The sequence below is a fragment of the Calditrichota bacterium genome (genome assembly GCA_020637445.1).
In the GTDB taxonomy this organism is placed as follows: Bacteria; Electryoneota; RPQS01; order RPQS01; family RPQS01; genus JABWCQ01.
In genome coordinates this window covers 129,610-145,624 of sequence record JACJVZ010000001.1, presented here as the reverse complement: position 1 = coordinate 145,624, position 16,015 = coordinate 129,610, and the positions used below count along the sequence as shown (strand labels likewise).

The window sequence follows — 16,015 nt, the reverse complement described above, 5'->3', positions numbered from 1 at the left end:
CACACGTCTCGGATTCAGCCAATTCGCTGAATATCGCAAATGCTTGTTGAATTTGCAATCAATTTGACTCACCTAAAGAAGATTTCATAAAATCGTAAACGTCAAAAAAACAGGCGAGCGACCTATTGGTCGCTCGCCACAAACGAGTTCTTACGCTTTAAGTCGTTAATCTTCGATCATGTCTTCTGGAGGCAGGAGGAGCAAAGGCTGTCCGGGATGTTCTGAATACAACTTAATGACTTTCAGTTCATGTGGGAACTCGTCCACATTGTCTTCCCCTCGGCCAAAGAGCCCGAGTTTCAATCCGACAGCCGCCAACGGCGAGGCCGGTGCAAACAACCTGTCAAAATTGATCAAGCCGGGCTTCGGAAACTCAACCAGCTCAATCTTCTCATTCGGGCGGATTCCTGCTTTGTCCTTGGCATAAAGAATCGATTGTTCCAAACCGCCAATCTCATCCACAAGATCATGCTCAATCGCGGCGCGCCCACCCCACACTCGACCTTGCGCAACTTCTTCCACATCTTCACGCGGCAGGCTGCGGTCTTCGGCCACTCTTCCCACAAAATCGTCGTAGTGCCCGCGAATGATCTTCTCGACACGCGCCCGCTCCTCGTCGTCGACGTCGCGGTTGGGAACTTCGACGCCAATAAATGGAAGCTCTATTCCCATTCCCAAGTCGGCATGCTTGCCAATCTGTACTTTGTCGAATGTCAAACCGGTTTTCTCAGTCAGCCGCTCGTTCCACAGCCAACCGGCAATCACTCCTATTGACCCGGTAATCGTGAAAGGTGACGTAAACACCCGGTCGCCGGGTGAACTCAGCCAATAGCCGCCTGACGCCGCGACTCGCCCTTGAGAGACAATCATCGGCTTCTTTTTTGAGACGTCACGCATACCGTCGGCCACCAAGTCCGATGCCAGACCGTCCCCGCCCGGAGAGTCGACACGCAAGACCACGGCCTGAATATTGTCATCCTTGGCAAGCCTGCGCAGAAGCCTTGACGTATAGCGCGCGCGAATACCCGTATCCATCGCACATTCGCCAAGCGCGTAAACGACCGCGACTTTGGGATATTCTCCCCACCGCGGATCGCTGTGTTTGTCCTCATTAAGCTCGCCGCGCTCGACAAACTTCGCACGAGAACCGCGCTCGCTTTCAATTATGTCCGCGGCATCCGTCCAGCGAGCGACCGTATCCACAAAACCGAACCGTTCAGCTTCGTGAGCGGTGATCAAACCAAGCGAATCCATCGCGAGTTTGATCGAATCCGCACTGATTCCCAAATTCTCTTCTATCGCATGCGACCATTCGTCGTGAAAATCGGACAGCAAACTCATGCGCTGCTCGCGGTCCTTTTTGGACATGTCTTCGCGGGCCAATCTTTCGAATGCGGACTTGTACGTGAAGTAGCGAAACTCCTCGACGCCGATGCCGAGCTTCTCAAGCATTCCTTTGTAATAGGTGCCGCCCATCAACCACCCCAACATGTCCATCGAACCCAGCGGATCCATCCACGAGTAGTCCGCTTGCGTCAGAAGATAGACTTGAGTCATCGTGGGACGGTCTACATACATGTAAACTTTTTTGCCAGCGGCACGAAACTCCTTGAGTTTTTCAGTCAGCTCCCAGACCAATTCCCGCGGTGCATTGAATCCTGAAAGATTCATCGCAATGCCGCCGACGCTCCGGTCGTTCTTAGCATCCTCAACAAGCTGAAGCATTTCAGTCAACGTTTGCCGACCGGGATCAAACCAGCGCGACTTCTGATAGGTTAGAGTGCCGCGCATGCCAAGCGCCACGACGCGCTTGCCTTTCTCTTGTCCGGAAAAACTTGGCTCGACTTTGCCAATTCGAACGGCGTAGCTCGTATACTGAATATCGGATTTCTTATTGTAGTTCGGCGTAACGTGCACGCCTGCCTCATCGACGGAAAGACCAATCCCAAGTGTGAACCACGGAGCTGGATCGTCAGGAAAGAGTTTGGAGATTTTGGCGGATATGCGAACGCCGTTCAGGGGCATAACCTCGACTCCTCCGCCCCACTGCATCGTCTTGAAGTTGTCCTTGTCGTGAGCCGCAAGATCTCCGAACAGCGTGAGCTTGTGCGACCCCGCAAACGGTCTTAATCCCAAATCACCTTGAAACCTCGACCTGCCGTTCCGCAATCCAAGCGTCCACGCACTGCCGATTGAGACATACTTGTACGGACGGTAAACATTCCCGACCGTCAAGTAGTGCTGGCGCAACTCCTTTGCGCTGTCTCCTTTGGACCACCCGTAGGCGATGCCCCAGCCTTCACCTCGGCTGCCTCCGGACATGGCAAGTTGATAGTCATCGATTGCATAGTAATCGTCGTTCCGGTACACCAAATTCCTGCGTACCACCGCTCCGAGACCATGACCACCGAGATAAACTCCCCAATTGTCGAGCCGTTTGCGCGCATCGTTGCGGTCATCCCACGAAAATACCGCTTCTGAGCGGGACATCGTGGACCACCCCGCGGGATTCCAAAACGAACCTATCGCTCCCATGTATGACCCGGGTGTTGAGCCCGTGTTCAGGATTCCCTGACCATAATTGAGAAGCAACGGCGAACGGTCACTTGCGTGAACGGCCGCCGCTGTCAGCAAAACCAAAAAAATGATGATCCGTTTCATATTACGGCAATGTTAATACTAAGTCGATTCTTCTGTTGAGTGCCCGTCCGCGGGCCGTATCATTCGAGGCAATTGGCGTAGATTCACCCTTGCCGACCGTTTCAATCGCCACTTTCGATTTGAGCTCGCCTTCGAGCATTTTTCCAACTGCCGCAGCGCGTTTTTCCGACAATTCTTGATTGCTCGACTCCGAACCTTCGGCATCGGTATGTCCCTCGACGACGACTTTCACGTCCGGAAAGACTTCTATCGCTTCCGCCGCCTTCTTTAATATAGACTTCTGATCCTTGCCTAAGGTTGCTTGGCCACTGGAAAATTTTACGCCGTACAGATGAATGATGATATTTCCGTCCATATTTTGATAGACCACGGCATCCCCCGGATCAAATGCCGTCTGCGCGATTTGCGCGCGCTGCGCGGTCAATTCACGCTTCCTTAGGCGGCTCACCGCCAAATCACGCTCCGCTCGGATATCCGCAATTCGCTGCTCGCACTCGGTCATTTTGTTTTGCTGGTCGGCCAAACTCGTTTGCATGTCCGTCAACGAGTTCTCCATACTCTCTCGCGACGTCATTACTACGCCTTCGAGTGAATCACGGACTGCTTTCTCTCGAGCCATGTTGCGAGCGTACATTTCTTCGAAGCGGCGAATGGCGGCCTCGCCACCGCCTTCAAACGACAGAGTTTCCCCCCATTCCGCTGCCATCTTGGTCAGCAGGTCGTCGTACGGCAGCAAAAGCGCCTCGTCCGGCGAGCGCGAAGATTTGGCACTCGCACTGTATTCAATTTGTCCCTTCGCGTGGATTGCGTAATCGGATGCTTCCTGCGCCGCTATTCGGCAATCGTCGAGGTTTTCTTGTGCAAGCAGCGCTTCTGCCCGCGACATAGCCTGTCGCGAACGAGCCATCAAAGTCGGGAAATGTTTGTCACCGTCGAGCTTCTCCGCGGCCGCGATGTCCGACTTCGCATTTGCGAGCAGACCATCACGCAAGGCTTCGCGGCGCGCCGCCCAATACTGCTGCGCAAGCGGTTCGCGCAATCCACTAAGCTCCGATTCAATTCCCTGCTCAATCTTTCCGGCAATCTCCATAAGCCCGCGTTCTGCTTGCTGCCACGCCGGCAGATTACTAACTTCCGCTCCCGCGGCTTTGGCGGCGTCGCGGGCTTCGAGGATGCTCTGCAGCTTAGGTCGAGCCGTCTCTGCATGTGTTACCGCGGTTTCGAGAGATTCCAACGCACTCTCCAGATTCAAGCGCACGAGATTATCGCTACCCGCCTTCCCCATCTTGTCACGTGCTTCGCGAATCGATTCTTCTGCCTTTGCCACGCGACGGGGAGAGATTACTTGCACTTCGTGTGCTTTCGCTTCGGCCAGCGCAGTCTCCGCTTCCTCGAGCAAGTCTTCGAGTGTTACGGCGGGCTGCGCCAACAACGCTGTCGCCCCCGCGGCCAATGCTATCAAACAAATCAGAAATCTTCGCTTCATGTAACCAATCTACTTCTTCATTAGTACCGGCACAAGGTCATACGCAGGTGCCCAGCCCGCGCGCATGCCGACTTTTTTCTGTGAACCTTCGTCCCCAAGCGGAGCGAGCGGAGCGTCGAGCAAATCCATTTCGTGATTCGCGCCGGACACGTTGATCTTTATCCGTTCAAAACACATTTGATCCCCGCAGCCCCAATCGATAGACGTAAACCTGTCTTTTCGCTTGTTCCATCGGGTTAACGGCATCGTTGCTTCGATGCCGGTCGGTGCAAGAAGCTCTATCCAATCGCCGACTTTTGCGAAAGCCTGCGCAGGTTTGTTTATCGGCAAGGGAAAGAAATCTCCGCCAATGACCTTCAGGCCGTTGGCCATGTCAAACGTCATAAACTTGAGCCATGTACCTACGCGAGTGGCGTACGCGTCCGTTTGCCAGACCCACGGTGTTTTACCATGCGGCCAGATGGCGACCGCATTCTCCGTGGCCAAAAGCAAGTTGTTCCTCCACATCGCGACATTCAAAAGTGTATCGCCGGGAATGCCGTAAGCGCTGGGACTTATGATGCCTACCGTCCCGCTCTGAATTGAATAATTCAACAGTTTTCCGCCGACGTCTGCTCCAGTCGGGACGCAAAATATCCAAACTGTATCCTGACGCACGCCGATCCAACGCGGAAGAAAATCTTCAAGTGAGGCGGCATACACTCGACCGAATTGATCCGTGCGTGTGTCATACCAGCCCAAACCGGGCACGGGGTCCTGTCCGTTTCGATAATAAGCAACCAATCCGAACCAAACCTTGCTCGCGTCTTCACACAGCGGGCCGAGCTCTTCGGTCACGTCCGCCTTAGATACATCCGGTTTATCCCATGCTTCGGCCAAGGCTTCCATCGCGCGGACATTGGGCGCCGAGATCGTCTTGTCCGAATTGCCGAACGCGTCCTGCCGGACAAGGGAGTTGCCGCGGAGCGGGCTGCACGAGTACGTCGCGTTTCCCACGACGACTTTGCACGTACGGCCGCTCTCAAGGGGTGTCGGTATTTCGATGGAATCGCGCGGAACCGTAAACATCGCGCCCTCTTTCCCAACAAATACAGCCGACCACTCGTCGTTCGAGAAGAACACACTATTGTCGTCGTAGGAGATCTCGGGAAAGGACAAAAGAAATTTCTGCCGCGTGAGTTCAGCGGACTGCGCGGCAGAAGCAAGTAACAATAGAGTAAGAAGTAGTCGCATTAGGTGAAGAGTGCGGGGCCTTGTCCGGTAGGACCAAAGTAATATTGCAGCAGCGAACGCAAAATCATCACCGCAATCAATGCGAGCACCGTACGGAACAGTCCTATTCCGAGGCCGATCCACAAAATGAAGAAATTGATGATCGCGATGATCGCGCTCGAGATCCAGAAGTTAGGAAGTACTGCGTTGATTCCGCCGGAGACAAAGGCCAGCGCGAGCACAACGACCAAAACACGAATGAAGCCGGGCGCGTCTTCTTTCTTGGCAAGCAGCGAGCACGCCAAGTAATACAGCAGCGCCTCCACGATGAGTTGAAGGAAATTCATAGTCGAATGGTTGTTCGAGAATGGAGCAAACGATAGGTCGAGTTCCCGGAGACCCGGAAAAGCGAACGGAACGCGCGAACTTTAGGGGAGGTAGATCACACGCAATGGTTCAGAGCGTGTTTGTGGCGTCTCAAAGTTCACGAAATAGCTTCCCGCCCCCAAACCGCTAAAATCCAATTGCCGCGTGTTGGTGCCTGCGGGCACCGCCGACCGCATGACCTCGCGACCAAGTATGTCGGTAACGGAAAGCTCAGCACCACCGTGCAATGAACCCGTCCAAGAAAGGGTCGTTCGGCTGTTAAACGGATTGGGAAAAGCAGACAAAGTGAACGCTTCAGGCAGCGGTGCCACAGGGTCCGATGCAAGCGGCGAATTTGCGATTATGGTGACGCCCGCAGAAGTTGCCGCGACCATTAGCTGTTCGTTCGAAGATATGGCCAAGCCTGCAACCCCGCCGGGAGTTTGCACGGACGATGAAAATACCGGAGTTGCATTCGTTTGCCGGAGGTACTCGACACCGCTGGTTGCCAGCCCAATGACCGAGAAATTCGATCCCGAAGCCAGCGCGGTGATTTGGGCCACGGCTCCATATTGCCCGGCGAGCGAATAAGTGGTCTTGTTCAGCGCGCTGAACTGGAGGTTCTGAATATAGTTGGCGTACGAGTTTCCCAGAGCAACGTGAGTAAAAGCAGTCGAACCGAACTCATCGGCACTGCTCAAGGTCACGACACCTTGATTCACTGTCCAGCCCAATAGAAAAGCTCCGGTCGTGCCTGCACAGTGAATCTTGCGTGTGCCGGCGTCGATTGCCACGCGATTGGCCGGACGGCCAAATGTCGCCAAGAAATGCGGCTGCTCCGGATTCCTCAACCCGTACAGCGTCACATTGAGTGACGTCGAAACCGCCAAAAACGTGTCACTGACGGAAACGTGCAAGACCGGTGCGGCGGCCTGTACGTTGCGTACCCATGTCGGATCGGACAAATCACTGACGTCGATCACCACAATGCCGCTCACGTTGCCCGCGCAATAGGCATAGCCGTCATTCACGGCAACGGCCAAAAGATCTCCCACGCCCGGGGCAACCTGACCGGTCACGGCCGGAGAAGACGGATTAAAAAACGACACAATACTCAGGGAGTTTGCGCCACAGGCAAAGGCACTTGTCCCGGAAATCGCCACATCGGTACGAGGCGTAAGCGGAACACTGCCGCGCACTGCCAAGTACTGGCTATGGCCACTGGTGGTCCAAAGGAACATCAGGCACAGGAATATTCCGGTCGTTTTCATCTTCATAATCCTCAAAATATCAAAAAATACAACCTCTTGCAAGCGCAACTGGCCCATTTGTCCAAGACCGGCCAATTGTGAATCTCAGGGTCGTTTTGTATATTTTCTGAACTTACGGGCTGGAAGTCAGTCCGAAATCAGGTTGCAAGCCCTGTGACAGACTCTTAAACTCAATAGACCCATCTTGACCGACTTCCCAGCTCGCGCAAAAGTCGCCCTTTTCCCCGCTATCTTGGCCGTTTCGACGGCGGCGATCTTCATCCGGTCTGCACATGTTCCGCCAATGGCGGCGGCATTTTGGCGCAGCGGGTTTTGCGCGATTATCTTCCTGTTTGCGCTTTTAAGCCCTACCGTGCGGCAGGCTCTGAGGGAAATGGGGCCGAAAAAGCTGCTCGGAATTTTCGGTGCCACGGCGATTATTGCCCTGCATCAAGTTTGCTTTATCACCAGCCTAAGTTATACGTCTATCGCCGCGTCTACGTTTCTGACCTGTACTCAACCGATATTCACCGCCTTTTTGGGCACGATCTTCCTCAAGGAAGCCGTCAGTTGGCTGAGCCGGATCGCGATTTTTGGCGCCGTGGCGGGAATGGCGGCGATTACATTTGGCGGAGGCAGCGGAGAAACAGCACTGACCGGGAATTTGCTGGCCTTGGCCGCGTCGGTTTTGGCCGCCGTCTTTGTGCTGTTTGCGAGAACGTTTCGCAAAACCACGCCGATCGTTCCGTTTATGCTCGTGATGCATGTCAGTGGATCGATTATTCTAATGGCCTTGGCGGGCTTTGCACACAAACCTCTGACAGGCTTCACGAGCGATAGCTGGACGGCGCTTTTGCTGCTCGCGCTGGTCCCAACCCTTATTGGACATACTCTCTTAAATTTCGCCGTCGGATATCTCCCGGCATTTGTCGTGTCTGCTTCGATCTTAGGCGAACCCGTTGGTGCGACGCTCTTGGGATGGTCTATTTTTTCAGAAGTTCCCACAGGCTGGACATTGGTCGGGGCGGTACTTATCGTCCTGTGTATTCTAATTGTCGTCCTGGAACCCAGAACTCCGGCGATTGCCGAACCCTCTCGTGATTAGACGCATGACAAAGTCACTGACTTGTTTGATTGTTGCAAGTATCTTAGTGCATGCGTCTATACTGCCAGCTTCCGAACCGGCGCAAGTCGTTTGCGAAACGCAGTTCGGGAGGGTGACGGAGACTGCCTTAGACAAAAGTACGATTGTCGGGACCCACGACTCTCCGTATACCTCGAATTTTCTGGCCGCCCTGATGCGCGACTCGACGCTTCTGCTGGTGGACTCTCCAAACGATACCCTTAGCACCGCACTCTGGCTTGACTGGCTCATTGACAAGTTTCATCCCCTCCGGTTTGCCGCGATCAATACACACTTCCACAATGACAGAACAGGTGGGAATGAGGTCTATTTAGAGCGCGGTATTCCCGTGTACGGGTCGGATTTGTGTGCGGAACTCCTCGAAAGCAGAATCGATCCTATGCGGGTTCTCTTGCTGGACTACGTCGGCGGAGATTCGCTGTGGTCAGAGTACTTTCAGAATTTGGAACTTGCCGCTCCGGACTCGCTGTTTCCTCTCAAGCAGGGTCTTTCCCTGCAGTTTGATGATGAAGAAGTACGAACGATCTTTCCCGGTGCGGGACATTCGCCCGACAATGTTGTGGTCTGGCTGCCGGAGCGCAATGTTTTGTTCGGCGGTTGTCTCATTCTTGCCGGAAAGCGTGTGGGCAACAAGAGCGACGCAGTGATGCGCGATTGGCCTAACTCCGTGCGCTCTCTGCTGCCGCTGGCTCCCCAAATTGTGATTCCCGGACACGGAAAGATCGGAGACTTATCCTTACTCGAGCACACGCTTGACGTGCTCCAAGAAGATTCACTTCAAAACTTACATAAGCAGCCTTGAGTACGAATTCAATTGTAACATTGTCCGACGTAACTTTTCGTTATGGAAATACGAACGCGCTTGAACATGTTTCGCTGGAACTGGAAGCGGGTGCGTTTGTCGGACTGATCGGACCTAACGGCGGGGGAAAATCCACGCTGCTAAAACTGCTGCTGGGATTGGAAGCCCCGTTGTCCGGCAGCGTGCGTGTGTTTGGAGATGACCCGCGCACGGGAACGAACTGGCGGCGCAAAGTCGGGCACGTTCCGCAGCAGCGCGAATTTACGGCGCGCTTTCCCGTCACGGCAGAGCAAGTTGTTGCGATGGGACTCCTCGCACACGGCTTACCAAAGCTCGGTAAAAGCGCAAGCGAACAAAAGACTGCGCGCGCGCTCGAACGAGTCGGGATGACCACGCACAAAAACAAAACCTGGTGGACTCTTTCCGGCGGACAAAAACAAAGAATCCTGGTGGCGCGGGCACTGGTGCATGAACCGGAACTCCTGCTTCTGGATGAGCCGACGGTTGGAGTCGATGCGCAGGGGCAAGACTTGCTGAATCAGTGGCTCGCCGAATGGCGGCTGGAGCGTAAACTTACGGTTGTGCTGGTGTCGCACGACGTCGGTGCAATATCTCCTATCTGCGACCGGCTCGCTTGTCTAAATGTACAGCTTCATTTTCACGACGCGCCCGAAAAGCTCTCGACCGCGGACGTCGAAAAGATCTACGGATGCCCCGCGAAGCTGGTGTTCCACGATCACTCACTTCCGCATATGGTGGTAGGCCCCCATGAACATTGAGTTTTGGCCGATGCTGGTCGCGGCCGTCTTGCTCGGAATTTCTTGCGGCGCTCAGTCGTTCATGGTTGTGCATCGCCGGATGGCTTTCATGGGACATGGAGCCTCACACGGAATGATCGCGGGAGTCGGACTTGCTCTGTTTTTACATTGGCCCGTGTTTCCCGTGGCACTCTTGACTGCTTTGATCTTTAGCATCGCGGTCGGACTCTTGCCCAAACGTGACGACATTTCCTCTGACAGTGCCATCGGCATCCTGTTGGCCGCGGCCGTCGCGTTCGGACTTTTGCTGTCGGGAGTGCATGACCAGATGCACAGTCACGACGATTGCGGCGGCGGACACCTTGAAGAGTTTCTCGTCGGCTCTCTTGATCAAGTATTTCTTGGCGACGTGTATTTCCTCGCGGCGCTGGCCCTGGTGGTCGTCTTAGCTCTCGTGTTCTATTGGGAAGAGTTGTTGCTCTTCTTGTTTGATCCTGAAGGCGCGCGCATCGCCGGACTGCCGGTCAAATTGCTGCATTTGGGAAGCCTGTCGGTTTTAGCTGTTACGATTGCATTGGCAATGAAAATTGCCGGAGTGCTGTTGGTTGGCGCACTCTTGGTGATTCCGGGCGCCACGGCGGGACTGATGAGTCAAAGAGCTTCGACCGTGGTAACGATGTCCGTTCTCATGGGTGCGTTCACATCTTTGGTCGGCGCGGTCATTGCCGTGAACTATGGACTCTCGCCGGGCCCTATTATCGTGCTCTTGCTCTTCGCGCTGTTCTTGGTTGCGAGAGTATTCGCAAAATCACAATAAAAAAACGGGCGACCAACATGGTCGCCCGTTTCACTTTCATACTAATCGAATCTACTTAAGCAGCGGCGCGAGCACGAGTGCCACGATCGCCATCAACTTGATCAAGATATTCATCGACGGACCGGTCGTATCCTTGAATGGATCGCCTACCGTGTCGCCGACGACGGCAGCCTTATGAGCATCCGAGCCCTTGCCGCCGTGTTCTCCGGATTCAATGTACTTCTTGGCGTTGTCCCATGCACCACCTGCATTGGCCATAAAGAGTGCCAACAGCACGCCGGCCAGCGTCGCACCTGCCAGCAGCCCGCCGAGCGCCTGCGGTCCAAGTGTGAAACCGACAATGATCGGAGCCAAAATCGCGGACACGCCGGGCAAAATCATTTCGCGCAGCGAGCCTTGAGTGGAAATCGCGACGCAGCGTTCGATGTCGGGTTCCACACCTTCTTTACCTTCCAACAATCCCTTGATTTCGGTAAACTGGCGGCGAACCTCGTTCACCATCGCCGAGGCCGCGCGACCGACAGCCGTCATCGTCAATGCGCCGATCCAAAATGCCATCATGCCACCAAGGAACAAACCGATCACAACCTTCGCATCCACGAGGTTGATCATGTCGATACCGACTGCCGTCGTGTAGGCGGAGAACAACGCGAGCGCAGCCAAAGCCGCAGATCCAATCGCGAAACCCTTGCCGATCGCGGCGGTCGTGTTGCCCAAACTGTCGAGCTTGTCGGTAATCTTGCGAACTTCGGGACCCAAGTGAGCCTGCTCGGAAATACCACCCGCGTTGTCCGCGATCGGACCGTACGCGTCGACGGCCATCACGATGCCCACCGTGGCGAGCATACCCATACCGGCAATAGCGATACCATAGAGGTCCGCGAAATAAAAGCTCGTCCAAATCGAAGCGCCGATCAAGATAATCGGAATCGCAACGGATTCAAGACCGACGGCCACGCCCGTGATGATGGTCGTGGCGGATCCCGTCATCGACGACTTCGCAATCTTCTGCACCGGACTGCCGGACGTGTAGTATTCCGTGATGCGGCCAATCAAACCACCGACTACCGAACCGGACACCATCGCCCAGAATACGCCCATTTTCAAGTCAAGAGCGGTCGTAACGAAATAACCGAAGACCCAGAAAAGAAGCGCGGAAATCAGCGTTCCTGATGACAGCGCTTTCGCAGGATCGCCCTTTTGGAACAACCGGACGGCAAAGATACCAACCACCGACGCGACCAAACCGGCAACCGCGAGGAACATCGGATAGCCCATGAAGGCCAGTTTCTGCGATGCATAGGCGGCACCTGTTCCGGCAATCGCGATGGCCGCGACTATCGAGCCGACATAGCTTTCAAACAAGTCCGCGCCCATTCCGGCGGTGTCGCCCACGTTGTCACCGACATTGTCGGCGATCACGGCGGGGTTGCGCGGATCGTCTTCGTTCAAATTGTACTCCATCTTGCCCACGAGGTCGGCACCTACGTCAGCAGCTTTGGTGAAGATACCGCCACCGACACGGGCGAAAAGCGCGATTGAGGACGCACCCATCGACATCCCTACAAGCGCATCTTCGACCTTGACATTGGGATTCAAGTCCAGCATGTAGTACAAGCCGCCCAAGCCAATCAAGCCCAACGACGCGACGGCCAAACCCATCACCGCTCCGCCGGAAAACGCGGTAACCAATGCGGGACCTTGACCCTTTTCCTTGGCTGCCCACGTCGTGCGGACGTTCGCAATCGTTGCGGCATTCATGCCAATGTAACCGGCTAACATCGAACAGGCGGCGCCGACGATGAACGCGTATGCGGTTTCATGTTCGGGGTGGAAAAAGAACAAAAGCACCGCTACGAGAACCACGAAGCCCGCCAATATCTTGTATTCGGCCTTCAGAAAGACCATGGCGCCTTTGTGAATCTTTTCCGCGAGACTTTTCATCACGTCCGTTCCCGCAGGCTGCTTCTTGACCATTCCATAGATCAGAAATGCGATTACGAGACCGACTGCACCCGCCACGAGGGAGATTATTCCGGGATTTGGCATGCTGCTCCTTGACTTTTAACTTGGACCCTGCTTACCTTGACATAGACAATGGCATGTTGCCATTTTTTCACGTCTTTCGTCTTAAGACCAAGAATATACTCAATTTCCTCTCACTTTTGCAAGCGTGAAAAGGTGCAATCTAAAAAGATTTGACCCTCGTTCTTGATTTTAATTATTTGTTTGGTATTAACTTAAAAATTTCACTGCATGGTCTGATTAGAGACCGTGCGAAACCCGCTTGCACACTCTATCCCATCATTCCGCTCATCCTTCCTTAAATGACCACTGAACGTAAGCCCGTTGTTTTGCTCCAGAATTGCGCGATTTCTAATGGCGGAAAAACAGTTCTGGCCGGGCTGGATTTGATTTTACAGGCCGGTGACTTCCTCATCATCGAAGGACCAACCGGCAGCGGCAAAACATCGTTGGTCAGAGCTCTCTATGGACATCTTGCACCCTCGGCGGGCTATGGCGAAGTCGTGGGGATTTCGTTGCGTCCCTTGCCGACCCACAAGAAGCCGTTGCTGCGGCGAAAACTCGGTGTGGTGACTCAGCAGCCGATGTTTTTGGAGGAGGAATCGGTCCTCGACAATGTTGCATTGCCCCTTCATATTGCGGGCGTGCCTGCTTCGGAGTGCCGAGCTCGCGGGACAAAAGCTCTGCTTGAAGCCGGGCTGACCGGTGCCGCGTTGCGGAAGCCGCATGAACTTTCCGGCGGCGAGCAAGCAAGATTGCAGATGGCGCGTGCGTTGATTCACTCTCCAGTTTTACTTCTGGCGGACGAACCCTTCGCGCATCTGGACAGCGAATCCGTGGAGTTGATTGAATCGCTGCTCTCTTTTGCGCACACCCGCGGTACGGCTATCGTACTTACGACGCACCGTCCAACGGAACTTGCGCGCCGCGCTAAGAAAATGACCGTGCGTGAAGGTAGGTTAGTCTGATGGGATTGCTATTCAGACTTTCATGGCAGACGTTGATAGCCCGGCCCACGTTGGCGCTTTTGGCCGTCTTGCTGCTCTCGCTTTCGACATCTTTGTTGGCAGGCTTGATTATCTCGGTGCAGACGATCAGCTCATTGAAAGGTTCCCTTCTCAATGATCTGTCAATCGAGATTGAACTGTCAACGCCGAATGATTCGCTGCAGACGGCTCTCGCCCGGGAATTGCGGAACCGTCCCGACGTGCTGGCTGTGACGTCCCTTGCTCCCCGTGAGGTTTTGGAAGAAGTGGAACAGGAGTTGGGCGAATCGCTGCGTGACATTTTGACCGAGAATCCGTTCCCGCCGATCTTGCGTGTAAAGCTGCGCGCTCCGACACGAGAATCTTTGGATCAATTTGTAACCGAAATATCGGCCAAGCCCGGAGTGCTGCAGGCAATTTATCCGCGGGATTTATGGGAACGGCTTGACGACTGGATCGCCAAGCTGCGCGGCAAGACGGCCTACATCATCGGCGCACTTGCGGTTTTTGCGTGGATACTCGTAGGTCTGGCTTTGCGAGCGATCTTGCGCAACAGGCGGACCGCTTGGCAATTGATGCTCATGCTGGGTATTCGTCCAAGAGACCTCGAACTTGTCCAGCTCATCATTGAAATCGTGTTGGGTCTACTGGCTGGACTAGTATCGATTCTGGTTTTGCGTGCCGGTATGATGTTCGTTGGATGGTTAATCTTGACTCCAATCTCCGCTCCTTCCGGCTGGGTGTTGCTTTCTCTTGGAAGCGCGGTTGCGCTCGCCATTCTCGCCGGTTTCTGGGCTCCCCGGCCGGCCCGTGAACGGTAGGCTGCCAACCCCACGAAAATTCTCCACTTGACAATCAACTCGGGATTTTGTACTTTCTTGGCCTTCCCAAGCACCCATAGCTCAATTGGTAGAGCAGTTGACTCTTAATCAATTGGTTCGGGGTTCGAGTCCCTGTGGGTGCACTGGTTAAAGCCCTGCTAAAACATTGTTTTGCAGGGCTTTTTTGTTTTTCGGATTTGCGCAAGTGTTCATTCGTATGTCCAGATTTTAGCAACCAGTATCAACCAATCTGTCCCGTTTCTGTCCCGTTTTTTTCGACGACATTTTCAGTCCGACAAAAAATACGCGAGACCTAAAAGAAACAGGAGGCCAATTTGGTCTCCTGTTCAGTATTTCAGCTTCTCGACGGTCGCTGTTAGATGGTCGCGACTTAAATGGCTGTAGATCATTGTTACCGAGATGTCGTGATGACCTAAGAGTTCCTGCACGGACCGAATGTCAGCACCGGCCATGATCAAATGCGATGCGAACGTGTGTCGTAGCGTGTGAAGGTTGAATCCGTCCAACCCGGCCGCACGCGCAACACGTCGGAAATGCTGGCCCAATGTCCAATAGTTCAAAGGGAAGACGTGATCTCCATGTCTCGCGCCAGCGGCCTTCATCACGTTCAGCATCTCTTCAAGCTGGCTGTTTATCGGTACGCTGCGTGACTTGCCCGACTTGGTGCGGAACCCTGCCTTATTCTGAACGATGAGCACCTTACGATTCAAATCGACATCCGACCATTGCAAGTTCACTATCTCATTGCGGCGCAGACCCGTCCACAACGCGAAGTCTACTACGCGCCGAAGTTGAAGGTCATCGCCTATTGCGTCCCGTAGGCGTTGGATCTCTGCGTCGTCGAGGAATCGCATGTGCGTGTTCCGGGGTACACGGTTCAGTTTCACCTTCGCTGCCGGGCTCGCTGAAATCAGACCTCGTTGGGCAGCCCAGGACATCGCTGATTTCAAATGACGAAGCACAACGTTCACGGAATTGGGCTTCACTTTTCGCAGCAAATACAGCCGGAACTCTTCAATCTTGTCGGTCGTGATTTCGGACAACTGCGCGTTTCCGATGTACTTCGCGAAGGTTTGGAGCGCATATCGATCCGTCTTCACCGTGCTGCCAGACTTTGTTGCAATGCAGTAGTCGAAGTACTGCGTCATGAACTCTGAAAACGTCAGATTGCCTGGCTTGTCGTCGGGCCAACCATTGAGTAGAAGTTCACGCTCCGTTCGTGCGGCGATTTCGCGAGCCTCGCGACTGCTAACTGGGCCGAGCGACACCTTCTTCCTGCGGCCGTCGTGAACGATGTCGAGAAAGTATGTTCGACCCTTTTTCCTTTCTGTCCATCGTACCGTGACGGGCATTATTTTAGAATCCTCCTGATTGCTTCTTTCGAGACTTGTCTTGGCGGTTGCGACCCACTCCGTACCCACGCATCGAGTTCGAGCGTGTTCAGTCGAATCAAATTCGACTCGGGCAATCGGTGGAATGGGATGCTCCCTTCGTGAATGTACTGGTAGATGCGCGAACGCGAAATCCGCAGACGATCGGCCGCTTCCTCCGGCGTGAGCCAAACCGCTTCACCGGATTCAACGCGATACTCTCGAAGAATTTCGAGGATCTCGTCCAGCTTTTCGCCCACGGATTTCACCTACTCTACCTTATACCGTGTAATATG

General features: G+C 54.3%; 14 protein-coding genes and 1 tRNA gene. 7 read left to right on the top strand and 8 right to left on the bottom strand.

Going from position 1 to position 16,015, the window contains the following annotated elements; translation table 11 throughout:
• Window positions 1-165 precede the first annotated feature (165 nt).
• The 5 genes from H6507_00555 to H6507_00535 form a co-directional block, all read right to left on the bottom strand.
• A complete protein-coding gene (locus H6507_00555) occupies window positions 166-2,661 on the bottom strand; it encodes a S49 family peptidase (GenBank protein ID MCB9367591.1) in 2,496 nt (831 codons plus the stop codon).
• A 1-nt stretch (window position 2,662) separates the two neighbouring features.
• Window positions 2,663-4,147, bottom strand: a complete 1,485-nt coding sequence (locus H6507_00550) for an OmpA family protein (GenBank protein MCB9367590.1) — start codon at window positions 4,145-4,147, stop codon at window positions 2,663-2,665.
• Window positions 4,148-4,156: 9 nt separating this feature from the next.
• Window positions 4,157-5,380, bottom strand: a complete 1,224-nt coding sequence (locus H6507_00545) for a hypothetical protein (protein ID MCB9367589.1) — start codon at window positions 5,378-5,380, stop codon at window positions 4,157-4,159.
• Window positions 5,380-5,706: a hypothetical protein gene (locus tag H6507_00540; protein MCB9367588.1), complete on the bottom strand. Its 327-nt coding sequence runs from the start codon at window positions 5,704-5,706 to the stop codon at window positions 5,380-5,382. The genes H6507_00545 and H6507_00540 overlap by 1 nt, the downstream gene beginning before the upstream one ends.
• An 81-nt stretch (window positions 5,707-5,787) precedes the next feature.
• Entirely contained in the window at window positions 5,788-6,996 is a 1,209-nt protein-coding gene (locus H6507_00535) for a T9SS type A sorting domain-containing protein (protein ID MCB9367587.1), read from the bottom strand.
• Window positions 6,997-7,180: 184 nt separating this feature from the next.
• Here H6507_00535 and H6507_00530 point away from each other — a divergent pair, with 184 nt between their 5' ends.
• Genes H6507_00530 through H6507_00515 form a run of 4 tightly spaced genes read left to right on the top strand, consistent with a single transcriptional unit; the run spans window position 7,181 to window position 10,496 of the window.
• Complete coding sequence (locus H6507_00530; protein ID MCB9367586.1) at window positions 7,181-8,080, top strand: DMT family transporter; 900 nt, start codon at window positions 7,181-7,183, stop codon at window positions 8,078-8,080.
• A gap of 4 nt (window positions 8,081-8,084) precedes the next feature.
• Window positions 8,085-8,921, top strand: coding sequence for an MBL fold metallo-hydrolase (locus H6507_00525; protein ID MCB9367585.1), 837 nt, complete (start codon window positions 8,085-8,087; stop codon window positions 8,919-8,921).
• Entirely contained in the window at window positions 8,918-9,700 is a 783-nt protein-coding gene (locus tag H6507_00520; GenBank protein ID MCB9367584.1) for a metal ABC transporter ATP-binding protein, read from the top strand. Before H6507_00525 ends, H6507_00520 begins: the two co-directional genes overlap by 4 nt.
• A complete protein-coding gene (locus H6507_00515) occupies window positions 9,690-10,496 on the top strand; it encodes a metal ABC transporter permease (protein MCB9367583.1) in 807 nt (268 codons plus the stop codon). The genes H6507_00520 and H6507_00515 overlap by 11 nt, the downstream gene beginning before the upstream one ends.
• A 51-nt stretch (window positions 10,497-10,547) precedes the next feature.
• On the opposite strand, the gene H6507_00510 is transcribed toward H6507_00515, so the two are convergent.
• Window positions 10,548-12,545 carry a sodium-translocating pyrophosphatase gene (locus tag H6507_00510; GenBank protein MCB9367582.1) on the bottom strand — a complete coding sequence of 666 codons (1,998 nt, stop codon included), beginning with the start codon at window positions 12,543-12,545 and terminating at the stop codon, window positions 10,548-10,550.
• Window positions 12,546-12,823: 278 nt separating this feature from the next.
• Here H6507_00510 and H6507_00505 point away from each other — a divergent pair, with 278 nt between their 5' ends.
• The 3 genes from H6507_00505 (at window position 12,824) to H6507_00495 (ending at window position 14,471) form a co-directional block, all read left to right on the top strand.
• Complete coding sequence (locus H6507_00505; protein MCB9367581.1) at window positions 12,824-13,489, top strand: ATP-binding cassette domain-containing protein; 666 nt, start codon at window positions 12,824-12,826, stop codon at window positions 13,487-13,489.
• Window positions 13,489-14,328 carry a hypothetical protein gene (locus H6507_00500; protein MCB9367580.1) on the top strand — a complete coding sequence of 280 codons (840 nt, stop codon included), beginning with the start codon at window positions 13,489-13,491 and terminating at the stop codon, window positions 14,326-14,328. The genes H6507_00505 and H6507_00500 overlap by 1 nt, the downstream gene beginning before the upstream one ends.
• Window positions 14,329-14,398: 70 nt before the next feature.
• Window positions 14,399-14,471 (top strand) — tRNA-Lys (locus tag H6507_00495).
• 204 nt (window positions 14,472-14,675) lie between these two features.
• Here the strand turns inward: H6507_00495 and H6507_00490 are convergent.
• Both H6507_00490 and H6507_00485 read right to left on the bottom strand, forming a co-directional pair.
• A complete protein-coding gene (locus H6507_00490) occupies window positions 14,676-15,701 on the bottom strand; it encodes a tyrosine-type recombinase/integrase (GenBank protein MCB9367579.1) in 1,026 nt (341 codons plus the stop codon).
• Window positions 15,701-15,988 carry a helix-turn-helix domain-containing protein gene (locus tag H6507_00485; protein ID MCB9367578.1) on the bottom strand — a complete coding sequence of 96 codons (288 nt, stop codon included), beginning with the start codon at window positions 15,986-15,988 and terminating at the stop codon, window positions 15,701-15,703. Before H6507_00485 ends, H6507_00490 begins: the two co-directional genes overlap by 1 nt.
• Between the last annotated feature and the right edge of the window lie 27 nt (window positions 15,989-16,015).

Excerpts from the sequence above, each read along its gene's own strand:
- H6507_00540 (MCB9367588.1), bottom strand. The coding sequence starts at position 5,706 with ATGAATTTCCTTCAACTCATCGTGGAGGCGCTGCTGTATTACTTGGCG.
- H6507_00500 (MCB9367580.1), top strand. The coding sequence starts at position 13,489 with ATGGGATTGCTATTCAGACTTTCATGGCAGACGTTGATAGCCCGGCCC.
- H6507_00525 (MCB9367585.1), top strand. The coding sequence starts at position 8,085 with ATGACAAAGTCACTGACTTGTTTGATTGTTGCAAGTATCTTAGTGCAT.
- H6507_00505 (MCB9367581.1), top strand. The coding sequence starts at position 12,824 with ATGACCACTGAACGTAAGCCCGTTGTTTTGCTCCAGAATTGCGCGATT.
- H6507_00535 (MCB9367587.1), bottom strand. The coding sequence starts at position 6,996 with ATGAAAACGACCGGAATATTCCTGTGCCTGATGTTCCTTTGGACCACC.
- H6507_00510 (MCB9367582.1), bottom strand. The coding sequence starts at position 12,545 with ATGCCAAATCCCGGAATAATCTCCCTCGTGGCGGGTGCAGTCGGTCTC.
- H6507_00490 (MCB9367579.1), bottom strand. The coding sequence starts at position 15,701 with ATGCCCGTCACGGTACGATGGACAGAAAGGAAAAAGGGTCGAACATAC.
- H6507_00550 (MCB9367590.1), bottom strand. The coding sequence starts at position 4,147 with ATGAAGCGAAGATTTCTGATTTGTTTGATAGCATTGGCCGCGGGGGCG.
- H6507_00545 (MCB9367589.1), bottom strand. The coding sequence starts at position 5,380 with ATGCGACTACTTCTTACTCTATTGTTACTTGCTTCTGCCGCGCAGTCC.
- H6507_00555 (MCB9367591.1), bottom strand. The coding sequence starts at position 2,661 with ATGAAACGGATCATCATTTTTTTGGTTTTGCTGACAGCGGCGGCCGTT.
- H6507_00515 (MCB9367583.1), top strand. The coding sequence starts at position 9,690 with ATGAACATTGAGTTTTGGCCGATGCTGGTCGCGGCCGTCTTGCTCGGA.